Here is a 15,522-nt window from a genome sequence, read left to right as displayed (position 1 = left end):
CTTAAATCCTAGGTAAATTTGTAACTCGTTATGCTTATGAATATCGTACTAATCACTACCGAGCGCTTGTGCTAGGCTTGTATCTAAGTGTATGCCCGTACATGCTTCCCAATTTTTTTGCTTCATCCAAATCATTCTGAATAATCTTTCTTCTTTCCAATTAAGCTTTTACCTTTGCAAACATGAAATATCTTATAGTTGGCTTAGGAAATATTGGACCCGATTACGCACACACCAGGCATAATATTGGATTTGATATTGCCGATGAACTGGTTAAAAATTTAGATGGAAGCTTTCAAAACCTGCGCTTGGCCTATTATGCTGAGGTGGGTTTCAAAGGCAAAAAACTCCACGTAATCAAACCAACCACTTTTATGAATTTGAGTGGTAAGGCCGTGAACTATTGGATGAAAGAACTCAAGATTGCCCCAGAAAATGTACTTGTAGTGGTTGATGACTTGGCTTTGCCACTCGGTAAGCTCCGCTTAAAACTGCAAGGTTCTAGCGCTGGGCATAATGGCTTAAAAAGTATAGAGGAAGTTTGTGGCGGGCAAAATTATGCACGCTTACGCTTCGGCATCGGGAACGATTACCCGAAAGGTAGGCAGGTTGATTTTGTTTTAGGCCTGTTTGATAAAAATGAGCAACTAGAATTGCCAGCACTCATTGATAAAAGTGTAGAATTAATCAAAAGCTTCGTTACTATTGGCCCCGCACACACGATGACGGCATTTAATAAATAGTTCAATCCCCAAAATTACAGTAAAACAAAAAAGGCCATCTTACGATAGCCTTTTCCTTGTATAGTTATTTCTTGCTTATTTAACTTGACCTTGAGCTCTTGCAATATAAGCATCAACTAATTGAGCTTCTTGGCTTTCAGGGTATTGAGATTTGATTTTGCTATATGCTTCTACAGCACCTTTAAAATCTTTTAAGTTTTCATTAACCAAACCTAATTTTTTCAAGAACATCGGAGAAGTGAATTTACTAGCCTTATCAGAAGCTTTTTTGTAATAGGTAGCAGCTTGTTTGTAATCTTTCAATTCGCTATAAGCATCACCTAACAAACCTAAAGCCAATGGATCTGCAACAGGGCTACCAGTAGCACTATATTTACTCAAAGCCTCCACAGCTTGTTTATATTCTCCCTTACGAAGGTAAATACCACCTAAATATAAGTTAGCTAAGTTTGCTGATTTTGTATTGTCATAGTCCTCTGCAATTTTTTCCAAACCTGGATAGCCACCCTCGCCTTTGATTGCTTTATTTGATAAAGAATCAATACCGATATATTGTTCAGATCTGAACATTTTGCTTGCAGCTTCTTCTGCGCGGCCTTTTAAATATACGTTTTGATACCAAAAATATACTGCGATTAATAACACTACTGCACCAGCTATAAATAGCAAGCTTTTATTATTTTCCTGTAAAAATGAACCTTTTTTAGTAGGTTGAATTGTCTGGTTATCTGTTGTAGACATGTTTGATTAAAAAATTTAAGATTGCAAAAATACATTTTTCAGTCAAAGAATCAATCTTTATTTTGAACTATTTAATTAAACATTAGTTATTTAGAGGCTAAAAATCGGTAAATTGCGCTCTATTTATGTGGTTAAAGAATATTACGCTTCTAAATTTTAAAAACTATACCGATGCAGATCTTCATTTTTCGGAGACCGTAAACGTTTTTACAGGCAACAATGGATCGGGCAAAACCAACATGCTCGATGCAATTCATTACCTGTGCCTGTGCAAAAGCTACTTCAATCCTATTGATGGACAACAAATAAAAGCTGGTGAAGAGGTTTTTATGATTCAAGGCGATTTCGATCGTAACCACAAGAATGAAAAAATTAGTTGCGGAGTAAAACGGAATCAAAAAAAGCAGTTCAAACGCAATAAAAAAGAATACGATAAACTGGCAGATCATATTGGTTTGTTTCCAGTGGTGATGGTTTCTCCGTATGATGTAAATCTGATTATGGAAGGTAGCGAAGAGCGCCGGAAGTTTATAGACAATGTAATTTCCCAAACAGACGCACACTATCTCGATCAACTCATTACCTACAACCGCATATTGGCCAACCGAAATGCATTGCTTAAGCAAATCGCCGCTACCAAGCGCTATGACGCCACCTTACTTCAAATTTTGGATGAACAGTTGGTAATGGCGGGAAACAAAATATTCCAGATTAGAAAAGCATTTATGGATGAGTTTATTCCACTTTTCAATCAATATTATAGTTACCTTACCGATAACAAAGAAACGGTAGAGTTAAATTACCAATCGCAGTTGAAAGATGTAGGTTTTGAAGAACTTCTGCAAAAATCGGTAGAGAAAGATCGTATCTTAGAGAGAACAACCACCGGGATTCATAAAGATGAGTTGGCTTTTGTAATTACGGGCATGCCACTTAAAAAATTTGGTTCTCAGGGGCAACAAAAATCCTTTTTAATTGCGCTAAAGCTTGCCCAGTATGCATATCTAGCTAAGAATAAGGGTTTTAAGCCTTTGCTTTTGTTAGATGATATTTTTGATAAATTAGACGATAACCGCGTACAAAAGTTAATGCAAATGGTTTCTCACCACGATTTCGGACAAATTTTTATTACCGATACCGGAATTGAAAGGGTAAAATCGATTTTTAAAAAAATAGAAGTTGATGTAACTTTGTTCGACGTTGAAAATGGAATAATCACACATGCGTAAACCTAATGATGTTACCTTAAAAGATGCTTTCAGTAAGATGCTGGATGTGTATCGGTTACGCCGTAAATTCGATGAAACGTCTATTCTCGCCATTTGGCCTGAAATTATGGGTACGGCCATTGCCAACCGCACTACCCAGATTTACATTAAAGATAAAAAGCTTTTTATCCGAATAGAATCTTCAGTAATCAAAAATGAATTGGTTATGGTAAGGCAGGGAATTATCCAAAAGCTTAATGAACATGCGGGAAGCGAAGTCATTAATGAGATGGTTTTTCTTTAAAGACCTGTAAAGCCGAATTTCGGCCTTACAGATCTAGTATTTTGAAGGGCAACCTCTGTATAAAAAGAAGCTGGAAATTTAACTATCCGTTACCGCCGCCAAAGATTTTTGCTAAAATCCAAATCAGCAGAGCGACAACCACTACCACTACAATAACGCCAACCCAAACGCCGGCTTTAAAAATACCACCAATCAGTTCACAACTGCTTAGGGTGCTGCATAAAAATGCGATCAGTACTAATGGAAATGCTCTTTTCATATCGTTGTTAATTTTGTAATAGCTAACATCCGATAGGTAAAGAAAGTTTTAGCAAACCGTTATTTTCCGTTTACTTTCAATAATTCTACTTCGAAAATCAAAGTGCTATACGGTGGAATGCTTGCTCCAGCACTGCGTTCGCCGTAAGCTAAGTTATACGGAATGAAAAATTTGTACTTAGAACCAGCAGGCATTAACTGCAAGCCTTCTGTCCAACCTGTAATTACTTGGTTTAAAGTAAAAGCAGTTGGTTTACCTCTATCGTAAGAACTGTCGAATTGTTCTCCGTTTAATAACGTTCCTTTGTAGTGAACCAAAACTGAATCGGTTGCAGTTGGCTTAACACCAGTACCAGCGGTAATTACTTCATATTGTAAGCCACTAGCGGTGGTTTGCACGCCAGCACGTTTTTTGTTTTCATCTAAAAAGGCTTGTCCTTCTTTAATCATAGGTGCATATTTAATTCTATTGGCTTCAGCTTCAGCCTTGTTTTTACTTTCAGAAGATTTTGTTAAAGCGTCGTTAATACATTTTTGTACTTGTTGTTGGCTTAAGGCAGTATTAGCCCCTTTAAATGCTTCTTTAAGTCCTTTTAGTAGCGCATCGTAGTTAAGCGAGCTTAAGCCCGTTGCTTTTAAACCACTTCCAATTGAAATACCGAAGGCATAACTTGTAGTATCTAAACTTGATTTTAATCCCGTGATTGTTGTAGAGGTTTTGCCTGCAATTGTTGTTTTTTTAGCTACAGGTTTTTTACTTACTGTTTTTTTTGTTTGTGCAAACGATGCGATAGCCATACCCGACACGAACACCATTAAGAAAACTTTTTTCATTCTTTAAATTTTAATTATATTTTTAAGTTTAAATGGGATGACTTATAGGTCCGAAGATACAAAACTATAAAACAATAAAACCCCGAAATATCCGAGGTTTTATGATTATAGAATAATTTCGCTTAGAAACGTTCGTCTGCTTTGAAGAAGAAGTTACCTTCTATTTCTGCATTCTCATCAGAATCTGAACCATGAACTGCATTTGCATCAATAGATTTAGCATATTTCTGACGGATGGTACCTTCTGCAGCTTCAGCTGGGTTAGTAGCGCCGATTAACTTTCTGAAATCTTCAATAGCGTTATCTTTCTCTAAAATTGCAGCTACAATTGGTCCAGAAGACATGAAGCTTACCAAATCTTTGTAGAAAGGACGTTCAGCATGAACTGCATAAAACTGACCAGCAGTTTCATCAGTGAGTTTAGTATATTTTAATGCAATGATTTTGAAACCTGCATTGGTAATGTCGTTTAAAATAGCTCCAATATGGCCGTTTGCTACTGCATCAGGCTTAATCATGGTAAATGTTCTGTTAGTGCTCATTGTGTTTAAATATCAAATTTTGTGCAAAAATACGTTTTAATTGAGGAATAATCAACTGTTTAGATCGTAAGGGCTGTTGTTTAATGCCGATACCATTCATCTCGCTGCCTAATATTATATAAGATTATTCTGTAACAAATTGTTTTTCAATTACTTGTATTTATTTTAACAAGGCCTCCATCAGCTGCTTAAAATTCTTTAATCCTAGAGTAAAAATCCTTAGCTTTGCAACGCAAAAAATATATGCTTACATTAACAGAGTTAAAATCCTTATTGGCAACGCCACAAAGAATCGTGATTACTACACATCACAAACCAGACGGCGACGCACTAGGTTCATCGTTGGGTTTGTATGGATACCTAATTCAAAAAGGTCATCATGTTAAAGTGATCACACCTACCGACTATCCGAGCTTTTTGCATTGGATGCCCAACAATTCTGATGTAATTATTTTTACCGAAGCGCAGGAAGAAGCTGCGAAGTTAGTAAATGAAGCCTCAATCATCTTCTGTTTAGATTTCAATACGCTAAGTAGAATAAACGAATTGGGTGAATTGGTTAGGGCGGCTGGTGCAAAAAAAGTAATGATCGACCACCATTTGGAACCGGAAGATTTTGACGATTACCGCCATTGGGATATTAATGCCTGCGCAGCAGCTCAATTGGTTTACGATTTTATTGTGAATCAATTAGAGGATAAGGGTGGCATAAATAAAGATGTCGCATCTTGTTTATATACGGGCATCATGACTGATTCTGGTTCGTTCCGTTTTGCATCTGCAACCTCAGAAGTTTATCGCATTGCTGCCAACCTAATCGATTTGGGTGCTGAGCACGATAAAATTCATCAATTGGTATATGATAATGCAAGCGAAAATCGTTTACGTTTCTTGGGTTATTGCTTATCAAACAAACTAGAGGTTTTGAGAGAATACAATACCGCCATAATTTCGGTAACGAAAGATGAGCTGGCACAATATCATAGCGCAACGGGAGATACGGAAGGGGTAGTAAATTACGCACTTTCCATCAACGGCATCCGTTTGGCGGCTTTAATTGTAGAACGATCAGATAAGGTTAAACTATCCGTTCGCTCTACCGGAGATTTTCCAGCCAATGAAATCTGTAAAAAATATTTTAATGGTGGAGGCCACAGAAACGCCGCAGGTGGTGCAGCAGAAAAACCACTAAATGTAGTGGTAGATGAATTTAAATCCATTTTGGAAGAATATAAAAATCAACTCATTGCATAAAGCAACAGGCAAATAAAAATTAAAAGTTTTAAAACAACAAAATGAAACCATCATAATTTTTCCAACCCCAAAGAGGGATAAATAAACCGAGCTAGCGCGTTCTTGAACACAATGGCGAAATTTATACGTGAAAAATCTGATAGCTTCATCACAATTAAAAAACAAATTATACAATAGATGAAAAAAGGAATTATTATTCTGGCAGCAGCAACTTTAGGTTTAGCTGCTTGTAACAAGTTTGAAAAAGGTGAGGGCGACATGACCTACAAGATTTACAAAAGCGAAGGAAAGGCAAAAATCCAAGAGGGCGATTTTGTAAAATTAAACGGTATTCAAGTTATCGAAACCAAAAGCAATGGCGATTCTACATTGGTAAATACCTATGATAACGAGCGTCCGGCGTTTTTCCCAATCAGCAAATCGATGTTTAAAGGCGATATGGTTGCGGCATTAAAATTATTAGGTGAAGGCGATAGCGCAACTTTCAAATTGAATTTAGATTCAATGGCTAAATATTCGGGCCAACCTAAACCAACTGGTACTAAAGATAACTACGCCACTTTCACCGTAAAAATCGAAAAGGTTTTGCATAAAGCAGCTAATGAACCAGATTCTACTTTTGAGAAAAAGAAAAGAGCGTTTTTCGAAACAGAATACAAAGCTTTAATTGCTAAAAACAAGGCTTCCGAAGAAGGTAAAATCAAAAAATATGTTTCTGATAATAACCTAAAAACCACCACATCTGCATCAGGCTTACAATACGTAATCGAAGCAGCTGGAAATTCAGAAAGAGCAGCTTTAACAGATACGGTAATGGTTGATTACACTGGTCAGTTCACAAACAAAAAAGGCGATGGCAAAATCAACGTATTTGATACATCAAATGCTAAAATTGCTAAAGAGGCAGGTATCTTCTCTCCAATGGCACAATATGCTGCTCGTCCTTTAGTACTTGGTCAATTGGCTCCAGGATTTATCGAAGGTGTTCAATTAATTGGTGTGGGTGGTAAAATCAAAATTGTTATCCCATCTAAATTAGGTTACGGTGAAAACGGTGGTGGTCCAATCAACCCATTCACTCCATTGGTATTTGATATTGAGTTAAAAGGAATCAAAAAAGGTTCGGCAGTTGCACAAATGCCAGCTCCAGCAATGGCACCAGCTACCAAATAATAGCGGTAAAATTAACCCATAAAGCAAAAGGCTTAGGATTTTTACATCTTAAGCCTTTTGCTTTTTTATAGAAACTGCGATTTTATGTCCTAGTCAGCCCAGTGTTTGTAAGGATTTAGGGTTAGATTGGAGTTGTAATACTTCTGATCTTCAGTTACTTCTTGATCAATCCATTCTGGAAGATCAAATGCCTCATCTTCACTGGTCAGTTCAATTTCGGCTACCATTAAACCAAAATTATCGCCTAGAAACTCATCAACCTCCCAAACCTTTTCTCGGAAAGTGATTACATATCTGATTTTCTCGAGTTCTGACTCTGCAAAATTATCCAACAATTCAGTGGCTTCGCTTAATGGGATTTCATATTCATATTCCAAACGAGAGGCACCTGTAGAAATGCCCTTAATCGTTAAAAAGCCTTTAGTTTCTGTGGTTCTTACCCTAATGGTTTTGTTCGGATCAGTTAAGATATAGCCCTGCCTAAAATGCTGTCCAATCGGTTTATCAACTTCGAGCCATTGTTCGCGATTGATTAAAAACTTTCTTTCTATCTCCTGTCCCATAGCTGCTTACTTAGCTCTTTTTTGTAAGTCTGATACCAATATGCTCATGAGCCTTCCGATGGGTTGTTTACCTCTGTATGTGATAATTTTAAGTAAACTGGCATCTTTCGGAACTTGTAATGCCGCTGTATATTTTGGATAAAACCGATCTGGAGTAGAATTATCAAAACTGTAGTAAATGTCTAAATTATCCACTTCTGGTGTCAATTCGATTAATAATTGTTTATCTGCGCTGCGTTTTACGGTAACGATAGGATCGTAAATTGCAGGACTGTATTTCACTTCTGCCAAGTCTAAACGTTTAAAATGTTGTTCAGTTCTATCCACAAAGTTTGTCCAGTTTTTCTTTTCAATAGGGCTCCAAATGGATTCAGATATGGCGAAAGCCCTAGGCCAAAGCATATATTCTACCTGACGGAAATTATACACTTGTTCTGTCCATAAATTGGCTTGGGCACCGATAATGTATTGTGCATTAACACCAGCTGGTGTCGGATTAAACTGATACACCTTATTTAATCGGAGTGAGGCATACACCCTAGGCTCGGTGCTTACATCGGCCTGCATATAATCTAAATAGGCAAAATCTGTTGGGCTCATCACTACATTATGTTTATCGTTAGCGGCTTGGATCCCGTATTTCATTCCCCTCCAGCTCATTACTGCAGCCGTTGGAGAAATCCCGCCGTCTAAAATTTCATCCCAGCCCATAAACTTTTTACCCTTGGCCACTACAATTTGCTCTACTCGTTTTTCAAAATACGCCTGTACCTGTGGGATGGTTTTTAACCCTTCGCGCAGCATGAGTTGTTTTACCTGATCGTTCTTTTCCCAATAATTATGAGAAGCTTCATCGCCACCCATGTGTATGTATTCAAAAGGGAAGAGTTGTGCTATTTGCGTAATCACAGTATCTAAAAAGCTATATACCTTTTCATTTGCTGGGCACAGCGTATTGTCTACAAGCGCAATTGGTGGCGCGCCCCTACTCCAATCCATAATTTTTTCTCCCGAACGGACTTTATAATTTACCGATTCAGGTGTGCATGATAATTCTGGATAAGAGGCGATTACGGCTAAACTATGGCCTGGAACATCAATTTCAGGAAGAATGTTTACAAAACGTTCTTGCGCATATTGAACAAGTTCTTTTATATCTTCTTGGGTGTAAAAGCCACCATAGGTTCTAGGTTCGTCTGCCGTAGGGGGGATGAAATCGCCAAAAGTTCCAGTTTTTTTAACGCTCCAAGCGCCTACTTCAGTAAGCTTAGGCAGGCCCTTTATTTCAATTCGCCAGCCCTCATCATCTGCCAAATGCAAATGAAGCAGATTAAATTTATAGCGCACCATATCATCAATAAAGTGCTTTACTTCTTCTTTGGTGAAAAAATGGCGGGCTACATCGAACATTAATCCTCGCCAGCCCAGTTTTGGGTAATCTACAATATCCACACACGGTAATTTCCATTTCACATTGTTTACCAGTTCTTTGCTTTCTATCTCTGCCGGAAATAATTGTATGAGCGATTGCACCCCGTAAAAAATTCCTGCGGGTTTATTTGCAGTAATTACAATCTGTGTAGGGTTTACATTTAATTTGTAGCCTTCCGCACCCAATTGGGCATCAGGTTGACCATTTAAAATTAATTTTATGGTTGGATGTGAGGAATTGTTTAGGGTGCTTACGAATTTTCCTGTCGCCGTTGTAATTCTACTCGAAAGAAAGCTGATAGACTGCTTTAAATCACCCTCTTTCTGTGCTTGAATAATTACGTTTTCTGGTAAGGTAAATGATCCAGACTTCTTCATCAACGAAACCGGCTCTGGAATAATGGCTATGGGTGTTTGAAAAAGAGCGTTTTCAGCATCGCCAGCCTCTGTTTCGGTTACAATGTTTTGTGCAAATGTATTGGCTGTAAAGATACAGCAAGAGATAATCAGGAATAATTTCTTCATCAATAATATAAACTACGAATTAATTGAATAAGTATAATCCGCAATTTATTAAAAAAAGCTTTAATTATGTCGAGACAGGGGATTATAGATTGATTTTTATCGCATTAATAAAGGCCTCATGCAAATTTTTGCTAAATGGACTTTTCTGATCTTTCAATCTTTCTGGATGCCATTGCACGAAACACAAAAATGATTTCCCTTCTGGATAGAGGCGTTCCATGGCTTCGGTAACGCCATCTGGAGAAATGGCACTCACAATTAAACCTTTACCTGTTTTATCGGTGCTTTGATGGTGATTGCTGTTCACCATCCCTTTATCAGTATTTACAATTTGGTTTAACCATGAGGATGGATTTACGATGATTTCGTGGTAACGATCTGATTGATCGGGCATTTTTGCGTGGTTAAATTTGCCCCATGCAGCAATATCAGGAATTAACGTGCCACCAAAATATACATTGCCAACTTGCATTCCACGACAAATGCCCAATACAGGAATTTGGTTCTCCTCCGTGTAGGATAATACTCTAAATTCAAATTTATCACGTTCCTCATCGATGTCATCTTCATAGCAGTATTCGTAATATTCTGATCGATTATAAAATCTTGGATGCACGTCTTCGCCACCCGTTAAAACAATGCCATTGCATTTTTTAATGGCATCAAAATTCTGGAATTTATAACCTAAACGTATAATTTCCAAGTTTTCGCCGAAAGATAAAACCCAGTTACTATAAATTTCAAATTTGCTGCAATCGGTTACCCCTATAATTATTTTTTGATTCATCGTATTTCTTGGCAGATGGTAATGGAAGTCCAAAATAGCATATTTAACAATAGCCATTGGTATTGCTTGCCGAAAATATAAAATTCTTACAAACAACGCGCTTATTCAAAAAATGAGAGACGCCCTAACATTTCTAATGTTTGAAACAATACGCCACCAATTTATATTTATTGAACAGATAACATTATATTGGCTATATGCAAACATTGCTTACTTCCGAACAGATGCGTAGGGCAGACGAGTTTACCATTGCAACTACGCCCATTGCCTCAATCGATTTAATGGAAAATGCCGCTAGAGCCTTCGTTAAAAGTTTTGTGAAAGACGAGTTCGACACCACCAAGAAGATCGCTATTTTTTGTGGAAAAGGAAATAATGGCGGTGATGGATTAGCGATTGCCCATATTTTAATTGCGAAGGGATATGAAAACATTAAAGTTTACATCATAAATTTTACTAAAAAGCAAAGCGATGATTTTGCCATAAATCTTCAACGAATAACAGAGACACAATGCGATCGATTTGAAATTAATCAAGTCTCTGATGTTAAACATATCGAAACAGACATCATTATCGATGCAATTTTAGGATCCGGGTTAAATAAGCCTTTAGAAGGTGCTTACCAAGACTTAGCACAATTGATTAATGGACTGAATAAAAAGGTTTATGCAGTTGATGTGCCTACTGGCTTTTTTGCAGAAGGCGAACTGCCCGAAAATTATAATGGCGTAAAGGCTTTTAAAGCCATCTGTTTCCAACGTCCAAAAATTAATTTTTTCTTTCCTGAGTCTGCACATGCCACCGAAAAATTTGAAGTTGTAGAAATTGGATTGGATGAAGACTTTATACAAAATGAGGCATCTGATTTCTGCTTAGTTGAAAAAAGGGACATTGAACAAATTTTGAAGCCGCGTAAACTCTTTACTCATAAAGGCACATATGGACATGCTTTAATTGTTGCTGGTCAGCCAAATACAATGGGTGCAGCTTTACTTTCAGTATCAGCCTGTTTGCATACAGGCGCTGGATTAACAACAGCCTGCATTCCGCAAAGTGGCTTAACTGCTCTAAATACCAGTATGCCAGAGGTGATGGCCTTAAGCCGTGATGAATATACCCGAATTGAAAACCCAGCTAAATATCAAGCCATTGCAATTGGGCCAGGTTTAGGGGTTTCAACAGAAAATGAAAAGCTTTTGGAAAGCTTAATTGCTTCTGAACAACCTTTGGTTATTGATGCAGATGCCCTAAATATTTTAGCTGAGCGACAGGATTTAATGAGCAAATTGACCGAGAACACTATTCTTACCCCACACATAAAGGAGTTTGATCGATTATTTGGCGAACATAAAACTTGGTGGCATCGGGTGCAAACGGCTAGGCAGGAGGCTCAGAAATTGAAAACCATCATCGTGCTAAAAAATCAGTTCACATTGATATGCTTACCAAATGGAAAAGTACACATCAACCCAACTGGTAACCCAGCCATGGCGCAAGGTGGAATGGGAGATGTTTTAACAGGAATAATTGTGGGTTTTATTGCCCAAAAATACACTCCCGATGAAGCGGTAATGATGGCTTGCTTTATTCATGGGCAGGCGGGAGACTTTTTAGCAAAGCGCAATTATGTAGTAACCGCAGCTAGCGTAGCCAAAAGAATTTCAAAAGAAATCAAAAAAATAATGGACTCTATTGATAAATAGTGGTTTTGATCTGTTTTTCTAATGATCTAATCTGAACAATCATAACCAAATGCTTTAATTTCTCTAAATAATTTGGCTGGTGTTTTGATTAGCAAACTCAATAATCAAAATCGGATAACGAAAATACAAACGAATTATGAGCACAAAAAGAGAGTACACTTTATCAGAACTCATTCTAGAGTCTGCAGAAAACCCTAATGAAAATGATTTCTTCGAATTAGAGAAACCTTCACTATTAGAAGTTAATATGAACAACCAAAAAATAATGGCTAAAGCAGGGTCGATGGTTGCTTACATCGGCAATATAGACTTTAAAAGAGAAGGCTTATTGAGTAAAGGCTTGGGTGGTTTATTAAAAAAGGCAATATCGGGAGAAGGAACCAAACTGATGCACGCCGCAGGCACAGGTAAATTGTACTTAGCTGATGAAGGCAAAAAGGTCAAAATTATCAAACTTCAAAACGAATCCATTTTTGTAAATGGTAACGATGTTTTAGCACTCGAAGAAAACATCAAAAATGAAATCAAAATGCTAAAAAGCGTGGCAGGAATGATGAGTGGCGGTTTGTTTCAAGTAAAACTATCTGGAAGTGGCTATATTGCCATAACAACACATGGCGAGCCAATTTTATTAAAGGTTACGGCCAATCAACCCGTTTACACCGATCCAAATGCTACAGTTGCTTGGTCAGAATTTCTATCGCCAAAAATAAAAACCAATTTAACATTTGGTTCATTTATTGGAAGGGGTAGCGGCGAGTCTCTACAAATGGAATTTTCTGGCGAAGGCTGGGTATTGGTACAGCCTTTTGAAGAAGTTAAATACCTGGAGAAAAAATAGTCTAAATAAAAAAAGGTCCTGTAATTTCATTAATTACAGGACCTTTTTCTTGGTGATTTATATGTTAAATTAAACTCCACCCATTACGGTTAGTTTATCCATTGTTGGATTAACACTTCCGCCTCTTGGTTCTACTGTTACCGCAAAAGCTTGTGCTTGTTCTATGGCTTGCATTTTCACTAACGCTTCTTTCGCTTTCTCATCGCCACCAAATACACCCAAGCTAACTGGTTTGCCATTTACTAATGCCCATAACTGATATTCATGTTCAGCATCTGTTTTAGGTAAATCCATCGCTACATAGTTTATTAAAACATTTTTATTCTGCTTATTCCAATATACCTTCATTTTGGAAGATGGACTAAATTTCTGTCCTTCCAATCGGATAGTTGCCCATTCTTTACTGTCGGTCATCTCGGCCATATTACTTAGGCCTTGGTTATCGAATTCCAATTTGCTCACTACACCTGCAAACTTTTGTTTATCTAAATTTAAGCTCGCAATTTGATTGTGGGCGTCGTTAAGTTTGTTGTAGGTGATAAAAAGGCTTGCAAGACTTACAATCAGCAATGCAACGCAAGCAACGAGTGCATATCGTAACGTTCTCACCTTGGTGTAATTTGTATCAAGTTGAACAACCTTCGTCTGTTCAGTTGTATTTGAATCCAATGAAGTTGAAGCAATATTTTGACTTTCCTTTTCTTCATTCAGTCCCAACAATTCAAATAATTTAGTTTCAACATCTGCCGATGGTTCAACTGCATTTTGCATAGCATATTGTTCCATAGCCTGCTCAATTGCAGCTATTTCATCTCTAACCTCGGGGTGGCGAGATGCCATTTCCTCAACTTGCACAGTTTCTTCCGGCGATAAATCACCTAAAACGTACAGTTCAAGTACTCCAGATTCGATATATGCTTTTAAATTTTCCACGCTCAATTAAAATTCCTTCTCAATTCTATAATAGCCAATCGGATTCGGGTTTTAACCGTTCCTAGAGGCAACTCTAATTTTTCTGCGGCCTCTACATGAGTAAAGCCCTTGTAATAAACCAAATCAAGAACCGCCTGTAAATCAGGTTTGAGGTTCTCTACAAGTTGTTTAACGCCAAGTACATCGGGGTTAAACGTTACCTTGTTTTGATCATCAACAAAACTTACGTTATTTTCGATGTCTTGGTTTTTGAGTGAATTCTTAAAATCTTTAGATCGTAGTTTGTCTATAGAGAGATTTCTGGCGATATTCATCATCCAGGTAAATAAACGTCCCTTCGTATTGTCATAGTGTGATGCCGATTGCCAAATTTTTACAAAAGTTTCCTGAAGTACGTCTTCCGCAAGTTCGGTATGTGTTATAATGCGTGATATTACGCCATATAACGACGATGAATACATGCTATATAGTGTTTTTAGAATTGCAGGGTCTTTCGATTGCAATGCCAAAACAAGTTCAGGCTCGGATAGGGTTATTTTCTTTAATGCACTCACTATTGGTTACTAAGATACAATACTGAACAACAAAACCAAAAAAATGTTTTGAGAACATATTCCTTTTTAGAGTTCGATTTTGCTGAAATTAAATTGAAGATTGTATGTCTATGCAATTCCCTCTATTGGAAAAAGGTGTTTTTCTGCGTGATAAGACGACCTTACCAAAGGCCCACTTTCTACATATTTTAAACCCTTAGCCAATCCAACTTCTTTATACATTGCAAAAGTGTCTGGGTGAATCCAATCTACCACAGGGTGATGGTTTCGTGTGGGTTGTAAATATTGTCCTAAAGTAAGAATATGTACGCCATTAGCAACCAAATCATCCATGGCCTCAAAAATGTCATCTTCGGTTTCTCCTAAACCCAGCATAATACCGGTTTTGGTTCTTAAACCAAATTCAGATATTCTTTTTAAAGCCTCTAAACTCCTATCGTATTTTGCTTGGATACGCACCTGCCTGGTTAGGCGTTTAACCGTTTCCATGTTGTGAGAAACCACTTCAGGTCTTTCCTCTAAAACTCGATATAGGTTATCCCATATTCCTCTGAAATCTGGAATCAATGTTTCGAGGGTAGTAATTGGACTTTCTTTACGGATGGCTTGAAGCGTTTCTGCCCAAATGATCGAACCACCATCTTTTAAATCATCACGATCTACAGAGGTAATTACACAATGCTTTACACCCATTAACTTAACGGAGTTGGCTACACGATTAGGCTCATCAAGATCAACAGCTAATGGCCTGCCCGTTGCAACCGCACAAAAAGAACAACTTCTGGTACAGATATTACCTAAAATCATAAAAGTTGCGGTACCTGCACCCCAGCATTCGCCCATGTTCGGGCAATTACCACTTTCGCAAATGGTATGAAGTTTATGTGTATCAACCAAACTCCTAACTTGGGCATATTCCTTTCCAACAGGTAATTTTACACGCAGCCAATCTGGCTTACGTTTAACTTCAGTTACAGCAGGTACTACCGGTAAATCGATCATAATACAAAGTTAAGGATTAGGATTGAAATGTAGCAATGTTCGAATGTTAGCGCGTTGTAATGTTTTTATGCCTCAATGTGGAAAAGAATAGCCACAAATTTTGCGCTATAAATCAAATGCAGTTCC

Annotated in this window: 17 protein-coding genes; 7 read left to right on the top strand and 10 right to left on the bottom strand. The window is 37.6% G+C overall.

Translation table 11 applies throughout. The features are described from left to right. The first annotated feature begins 182 nt into the window (after positions 1-182). Positions 183-743: an aminoacyl-tRNA hydrolase gene (gene pth, locus DHW03_RS13675; RefSeq protein WP_109926391.1), complete on the top strand. Its 561-nt coding sequence runs from the start codon at positions 183-185 to the stop codon at positions 741-743. 75 nt (positions 744-818) lie between these two features. Here pth and DHW03_RS13670 read toward each other — a convergent pair whose 3' ends face one another. After that, complete coding sequence (locus DHW03_RS13670) at positions 819-1,484, bottom strand: tetratricopeptide repeat protein (protein ID WP_109926390.1); 666 nt, start codon at positions 1,482-1,484, stop codon at positions 819-821. 125 nt (positions 1,485-1,609) lie between these two features. Between DHW03_RS13670 and recF the strand changes: the two genes are divergently transcribed. Together recF and DHW03_RS13660 are read left to right on the top strand one after the other, a co-directional pair. After that, a complete protein-coding gene (recF, locus tag DHW03_RS13665) occupies positions 1,610-2,713 on the top strand; it encodes a DNA replication/repair protein RecF (RefSeq protein WP_109926389.1) in 1,104 nt (367 codons plus the stop codon). Continuing rightward, the gene (locus DHW03_RS13660; RefSeq protein WP_109926388.1) at positions 2,706-2,996 is read left to right on the top strand and encodes a DUF721 domain-containing protein; all 291 of its coding nucleotides are present in this window, start codon (positions 2,706-2,708) and stop codon (positions 2,994-2,996) included. Before recF ends, DHW03_RS13660 begins: the two co-directional genes overlap by 8 nt. An 82-nt stretch (positions 2,997-3,078) precedes the next feature. Here the strand turns inward: DHW03_RS13660 and DHW03_RS19340 are convergent, their stop codons facing one another. From DHW03_RS19340 to DHW03_RS13650, 3 genes are all read right to left on the bottom strand, one after another. Beyond that, the gene (locus DHW03_RS19340; RefSeq protein WP_165825422.1) at positions 3,079-3,255 is read right to left on the bottom strand and encodes a hypothetical protein; all 177 of its coding nucleotides are present in this window, start codon (positions 3,253-3,255) and stop codon (positions 3,079-3,081) included. Positions 3,256-3,314: 59 nt separating this feature from the next. Further along, positions 3,315-4,088, bottom strand: coding sequence for an FKBP-type peptidyl-prolyl cis-trans isomerase (locus DHW03_RS13655; protein ID WP_109926387.1), 774 nt, complete (start codon positions 4,086-4,088; stop codon positions 3,315-3,317). 122 nt (positions 4,089-4,210) lie between these two features. Then, positions 4,211-4,630, bottom strand: a complete 420-nt coding sequence (locus tag DHW03_RS13650) for a nucleoside-diphosphate kinase (protein ID WP_109926386.1) — start codon at positions 4,628-4,630, stop codon at positions 4,211-4,213. 243 nt (positions 4,631-4,873) lie between these two features. Here DHW03_RS13650 and DHW03_RS13645 point away from each other — a divergent pair, with 243 nt between their 5' ends. Together DHW03_RS13645 and DHW03_RS13640 are read left to right on the top strand one after the other, a co-directional pair. Beyond that, the gene (locus DHW03_RS13645; protein ID WP_109926385.1) at positions 4,874-5,884 is read left to right on the top strand and encodes a DHH family phosphoesterase; all 1,011 of its coding nucleotides are present in this window, start codon (positions 4,874-4,876) and stop codon (positions 5,882-5,884) included. A 177-nt stretch (positions 5,885-6,061) separates the two neighbouring features. After that, positions 6,062-7,057 (top strand): FKBP-type peptidyl-prolyl cis-trans isomerase, encoded by a 996-nt coding sequence (locus DHW03_RS13640; RefSeq protein ID WP_109926384.1) that lies wholly within the window; start codon positions 6,062-6,064, stop codon positions 7,055-7,057. Positions 7,058-7,146: 89 nt separating this feature from the next. On the opposite strand, the gene DHW03_RS13635 is transcribed toward DHW03_RS13640, so the two are convergent. The 3 genes from DHW03_RS13635 to DHW03_RS13625 form a co-directional block, all read right to left on the bottom strand. After that, entirely contained in the window at positions 7,147-7,620 is a 474-nt protein-coding gene (locus DHW03_RS13635) for a CYTH domain-containing protein (RefSeq protein ID WP_109926383.1), read from the bottom strand. A 6-nt stretch (positions 7,621-7,626) separates the two neighbouring features. Beyond that, entirely contained in the window at positions 7,627-9,576 is a 1,950-nt protein-coding gene (locus DHW03_RS13630) for a beta-N-acetylhexosaminidase (protein WP_109926382.1), read from the bottom strand. An 82-nt stretch (positions 9,577-9,658) separates the two neighbouring features. Then, positions 9,659-10,363 carry a gamma-glutamyl-gamma-aminobutyrate hydrolase family protein gene (locus DHW03_RS13625; RefSeq protein WP_109926633.1) on the bottom strand — a complete coding sequence of 235 codons (705 nt, stop codon included), beginning with the start codon at positions 10,361-10,363 and terminating at the stop codon, positions 9,659-9,661. Between the two features lie 197 nt (positions 10,364-10,560). Between DHW03_RS13625 and DHW03_RS13620 the strand changes: the two genes are divergently transcribed. Both DHW03_RS13620 and DHW03_RS13615 read left to right on the top strand, forming a co-directional pair. Next, positions 10,561-12,066, top strand: coding sequence for an NAD(P)H-hydrate dehydratase (locus DHW03_RS13620; protein ID WP_240618537.1), 1,506 nt, complete (start codon positions 10,561-10,563; stop codon positions 12,064-12,066). Between the two features lie 136 nt (positions 12,067-12,202). Next, positions 12,203-12,907: an AIM24 family protein gene (locus DHW03_RS13615; protein ID WP_109926381.1), complete on the top strand. Its 705-nt coding sequence runs from the start codon at positions 12,203-12,205 to the stop codon at positions 12,905-12,907. Positions 12,908-12,976: 69 nt separating this feature from the next. Here the strand turns inward: DHW03_RS13615 and DHW03_RS13610 are convergent, their stop codons facing one another. From DHW03_RS13610 to lipA, 3 genes are all read right to left on the bottom strand, one after another. Then, on the bottom strand, positions 12,977-13,840 hold the full coding sequence (locus DHW03_RS13610) for an anti-sigma factor (protein ID WP_109926631.1): 864 nt from the start codon (positions 13,838-13,840) through the stop codon (positions 12,977-12,979). A gap of 2 nt (positions 13,841-13,842) precedes the next feature. Beyond that, positions 13,843-14,394 carry an RNA polymerase sigma factor gene (locus DHW03_RS13605; protein ID WP_109926380.1) on the bottom strand — a complete coding sequence of 184 codons (552 nt, stop codon included), beginning with the start codon at positions 14,392-14,394 and terminating at the stop codon, positions 13,843-13,845. Between the two features lie 108 nt (positions 14,395-14,502). Continuing rightward, entirely contained in the window at positions 14,503-15,396 is an 894-nt protein-coding gene (gene lipA / locus DHW03_RS13600) for a lipoyl synthase (protein ID WP_109926379.1), read from the bottom strand. Positions 15,397-15,522 lie beyond the last annotated feature (126 nt).

Origin of the sequence: Pedobacter yonginensis (assembly GCF_003173595.1) — a bacterium.
GTDB classification, from domain to species: domain Bacteria; phylum Bacteroidota; class Bacteroidia; order Sphingobacteriales; family Sphingobacteriaceae; genus Pedobacter; species Pedobacter yonginense.
Note: the sequence above shows the minus strand (reverse complement) of the source record. Positions and strands in the feature narration are given on the sequence as shown.

What these genes read in the sequence shown, in the direction of transcription:
- DHW03_RS13635 (WP_109926383.1), bottom strand. Translation starts at nt 7,620, where the DNA reads ATGGGACAGGAGATAGAAAGAAAGTTTTTAATCAATCGCGAACAATGG.
- DHW03_RS13615 (WP_109926381.1), top strand. Translation starts at nt 12,203, where the DNA reads ATGAGCACAAAAAGAGAGTACACTTTATCAGAACTCATTCTAGAGTCT.
- pth (WP_109926391.1), top strand. Translation starts at nt 183, where the DNA reads ATGAAATATCTTATAGTTGGCTTAGGAAATATTGGACCCGATTACGCA.
- DHW03_RS13660 (WP_109926388.1), top strand. Translation starts at nt 2,706, where the DNA reads ATGCGTAAACCTAATGATGTTACCTTAAAAGATGCTTTCAGTAAGATG.
- DHW03_RS19340 (WP_165825422.1), bottom strand. Translation starts at nt 3,255, where the DNA reads ATGAAAAGAGCATTTCCATTAGTACTGATCGCATTTTTATGCAGCACC.
- DHW03_RS13640 (WP_109926384.1), top strand. Translation starts at nt 6,062, where the DNA reads ATGAAAAAAGGAATTATTATTCTGGCAGCAGCAACTTTAGGTTTAGCT.
- DHW03_RS13645 (WP_109926385.1), top strand. Translation starts at nt 4,874, where the DNA reads ATGCTTACATTAACAGAGTTAAAATCCTTATTGGCAACGCCACAAAGA.
- DHW03_RS13670 (WP_109926390.1), bottom strand. Translation starts at nt 1,484, where the DNA reads ATGTCTACAACAGATAACCAGACAATTCAACCTACTAAAAAAGGTTCA.
- DHW03_RS13620 (WP_240618537.1), top strand. Translation starts at nt 10,561, where the DNA reads ATGCAAACATTGCTTACTTCCGAACAGATGCGTAGGGCAGACGAGTTT.
- DHW03_RS13625 (WP_109926633.1), bottom strand. Translation starts at nt 10,363, where the DNA reads ATGAATCAAAAAATAATTATAGGGGTAACCGATTGCAGCAAATTTGAA.
- DHW03_RS13630 (WP_109926382.1), bottom strand. Translation starts at nt 9,576, where the DNA reads ATGAAGAAATTATTCCTGATTATCTCTTGCTGTATCTTTACAGCCAAT.
- DHW03_RS13650 (WP_109926386.1), bottom strand. Translation starts at nt 4,630, where the DNA reads ATGAGCACTAACAGAACATTTACCATGATTAAGCCTGATGCAGTAGCA.
- recF (WP_109926389.1), top strand. Translation starts at nt 1,610, where the DNA reads ATGTGGTTAAAGAATATTACGCTTCTAAATTTTAAAAACTATACCGAT.
- lipA (WP_109926379.1), bottom strand. Translation starts at nt 15,396, where the DNA reads ATGATCGATTTACCGGTAGTACCTGCTGTAACTGAAGTTAAACGTAAG.
- DHW03_RS13655 (WP_109926387.1), bottom strand. Translation starts at nt 4,088, where the DNA reads ATGAAAAAAGTTTTCTTAATGGTGTTCGTGTCGGGTATGGCTATCGCA.